Origin of the sequence: Aeromonas sp. R5-1 (genome assembly GCF_040908265.1) — a bacterium.
Taxonomy (GTDB): Bacteria; Pseudomonadota; Gammaproteobacteria; order Enterobacterales; family Aeromonadaceae; genus Aeromonas; species Aeromonas caviae.
In genome coordinates, this window is the sequence record NZ_JBFODJ010000080.1 from 1 (window position 1) to 2,942 (window position 2,942).

Annotated in this window: 3 protein-coding genes; 1 reads left to right on the forward strand and 2 read right to left on the reverse strand. The window is 59.7% G+C overall.

The features are described 5' to 3' along the window. Positions 1-13: 13 nt before the first annotated feature. Both AB5Y64_RS11665 and AB5Y64_RS11670 read right to left on the reverse strand, forming a co-directional pair. Positions 14-1,342 (reverse strand): IS4 family transposase, encoded by a 1,329-nt coding sequence (locus AB5Y64_RS11665; RefSeq protein ID WP_053288733.1) that lies wholly within the window; start codon positions 1,340-1,342, stop codon positions 14-16. Positions 1,343-1,466: 124 nt separating this feature from the next. Continuing rightward, positions 1,467-2,093: a glutathione S-transferase gene (locus AB5Y64_RS11670; RefSeq protein ID WP_010673436.1), complete on the reverse strand. Its 627-nt coding sequence runs from the start codon at positions 2,091-2,093 to the stop codon at positions 1,467-1,469. A 158-nt stretch (positions 2,094-2,251) separates the two neighbouring features. Between AB5Y64_RS11670 and AB5Y64_RS11675 the strand changes: the two genes are divergently transcribed. Next, the gene (locus AB5Y64_RS11675; RefSeq protein WP_010673435.1) at positions 2,252-2,896 is read left to right on the forward strand and encodes a response regulator transcription factor; all 645 of its coding nucleotides are present in this window, start codon (positions 2,252-2,254) and stop codon (positions 2,894-2,896) included. The last annotated feature ends 46 nt before the right edge of the window (positions 2,897-2,942 follow it).

The window sequence follows — 2,942 nt, forward strand, 5'->3', positions numbered from 1 at the left end:
TAATGCCAGTCAGTTAAGCCTGACTGGCATTGTTTTTACTAGGTTTTCTCGTCGCATACTTCTGTGGTTTGGCTTTGATGCACCTTGGGTAACTTCGTTCTCGGCGGGCGGGTAACTTGAACTGCTCTGCCTGTTTGTCCAACTCAGCGACACGCCCTGGAACCATGCCCGGTGACACAAACGGCAGGCAACTGAGTTCATGCAGCAGATACACCGATGCCATGTGAAAGCTCAACTGGCTGGCCGTATAGCCCTTTAAGCTCGCCGCCATCCTAACCATCTGATATCTCAGTAGGTTATAGGCCAATACCAAGCCCCATAGCTCCTGCCTTACTCCATCGGGTTTCTTGCTGCGCAGCGTCAGCCGGTGCTGTTGCAGGCTATGTTTCATCTCCCGATAGCCCAGCTCGATTTCCCAGCGATTCTGGTATAGCTCCATCAACTCGCTGGCCGGGAAGCGCAGCGGGTCGGTGAGCGAGGTCAGCACCTGCCGCTCCTTGCCGTTTACCGTCCGGGTCAGCAGCCGGGCTTCGAACTGCTCCGGCAACTCGCTCCACTTCTTCTTGGCCTGCGGACTGGCACTGAGGCGTACCAGCACATCCTGCCGCCCCAGCTTGCGGATGACCTCGTATTGAGCCCCCTTTTTCAGCGGAATAAGCCAGTGACGCGCTACGCCCTGGCGTTGCCAGGCATGGAGTAACCCCAGTGAGTAGAAGCCCTTATCGAACAGGGTCAGGCTATTATCGGGTGTTTTTTCAATCAGTTGCTCTGCCAACACCATCTCGTTTACCGCACAGGAGTCCATCACTGTCTGGGTCAGCAGATGACTGGTCAGCTCCATCTGACACAACATGCGGACCTGGGGATATTGCGTCTCCCCCTGGACGGTTTTCGACTTGGCAAAGGCGCCGGCATTGTCCGGAGTATCGGGCGTGCGCCAGACCACCCCGTCCACGGCCAGCAGCTGCAAGCCGGCCCAGGTGGGGTGCTGACACTGCTGATGCCAGAGTGTGGCGGTCTGCTGGAACACCTGTCGAACGGCTTGGTCAGCCAGTTTTTGGCGCGCCTGGATGAAGGCGCTGGGGACGACAAACGGCCGGTCGCCGGGTAACAGGATATCGAGCTGGTTGGCCAGCTGGGCCATAGGGACATGACGAAACAAGGACATCCCGATAATGGCCCATAGCACCCGCTCCATGGGCATGCGCCGTCGGCGCAAGGAGACGGAGCCCGTCTCGGCCAAGCAAGCCTGCACCAGTTCAGGTGACAGCAGGTCAGACAGGGACTCAAACTTTCCGGGAGGACAGGCGTGAATGAAGTCGAGAGCTTGGTCGATACGCATAAAAAAATCCGAAACCCAACAAGGAGTTTCGGATTCTTACACAGCCTGAGGATCGGTCAATGGATCCTTAACTGATCGGCATTAGAGCCGATGGCTCCCCTTTTTTGTCTTGCAGACGCCCGCATCAATCAGACTGGCGGGCCGCCTTTGGCCACTGCAACCTCGCCCTGAGCAGGGTTTCCTGCCACAGGGGCCAGGCCAGCAAGGCCTGCTGATAGGCGCCAGCCTGACCGGGCAGCGAAATGCCATAGCTTGCCAGTCGATAGGCCATCACCGCATAGAAGGCATCCAGAATGCTCGCCTCGTCGAAATAGAAGGGCCCCCGCGCCTGGGACCAGAGAGTCTGCAACCGGGCCAGCTCGTCGATGACCTCCACCGGCGGTTCACTCTGGGTGGGCGCCCCCAGGAAGAAGGGCAGCAGGGTGCGGATCTGACGAAAACCGGCGTGCAGCTCGGCGCACAGGCTGCGGGCCAGGGCCCGTTCGGCCTTGTCCACCGGATAAAGGTGGCGCTCCGGGCAACACTCGTGGAGATATTCGGCGATGGCCAGAGAGTCGTGAATACGCAGCTCACCGTCGTCGAGCCAGGGCACCAGGCCGGCGGGGGCCGTGCGCTTGAGCCGTTGCAGCTCCTTGGCATCTTCCAGATCGAAGACCTGCTCCTGCCACTTGAGCCCGCTCATGGCCAGCACCAGCGCCGTTCTCATTGCCCAGGTGGAGCCCGTGCCCACCGTCAAAACCAGGGATCCCATCGATTGCCTCCTGCATGGGTAGTTTACTGGCCATCCCGCCGGCCCCGTGGCACGACATCCGATGACCACCTCACATTTGCGTACTGGCGGGTTTGACCCACTTGGGTAGCAGTGCTAGTTTGATTTTTCAAAACAATCAGTTAGCAACAATGTGAGCTATGGACAGCCAATTTACCATCGTCATCGCAGATGACCACCCCCTGTTTCGGGGCGCCCTCTATCAAGCGGTGCACATGGCCATCGACGACGCCAGATTGCTGGAGGCTGACTCCATCGACAGCCTGAGCCACCTGCTCGATGAACATCCCGACGTCGACCTGCTGCTGCTGGATCTCAAGATGCCGGGGGCCAACGGCTTCGAGGGGCTGGCCTATCTGCGCGGACATCACCCGGATCTCCCCATCGTCGTGGTCTCGGCCTCCGAGGATCCCGCCATCATCCAGCAGGTGCTGCGCCTGGGCGCGCTCGGCTTCATTCCCAAGTCCGTCCCCATGAAAGAGCTGGTCAGCGCCCTCAATACGGTGATCGGGGGGGACAACTGGGTGCCGGAAGGCATCTCCCTCCATCCCGAGCCCAGCGAAGGGCCCGATTTCGCCACCAAGCTGGCCAGCCTCACCCCCCAGCAATACAAGGTGCTCATCATGTTGCGGGATGGCAGCCTCAACAAACAGATCGCCTGGGAGCTCAACGTCTCCGAGGCGACCATCAAGGCCCATATCACCGCGATTTTCCGCAAACTCGGGGTCAAGAACCGCACCCAGGCGGTCATCGCCCTCCAGCAGATGGATATCAAGGACAGTTGAGCCCCTTGCCACCATCAGAGCCCATATCACTCCGCCTTCCGCAAAC

Coding starts and splice junctions, on each gene's coding strand:
- AB5Y64_RS11665 (WP_053288733.1), bottom strand. CDS start 1,342: ATGCGTATCGACCAAGCTCTCGACTTCATTCACGCCTGTCCTCCCGGA.
- AB5Y64_RS11670 (WP_010673436.1), bottom strand. CDS start 2,093: ATGGGATCCCTGGTTTTGACGGTGGGCACGGGCTCCACCTGGGCAATG.
- AB5Y64_RS11675 (WP_010673435.1), top strand. CDS start 2,252: ATGGACAGCCAATTTACCATCGTCATCGCAGATGACCACCCCCTGTTT.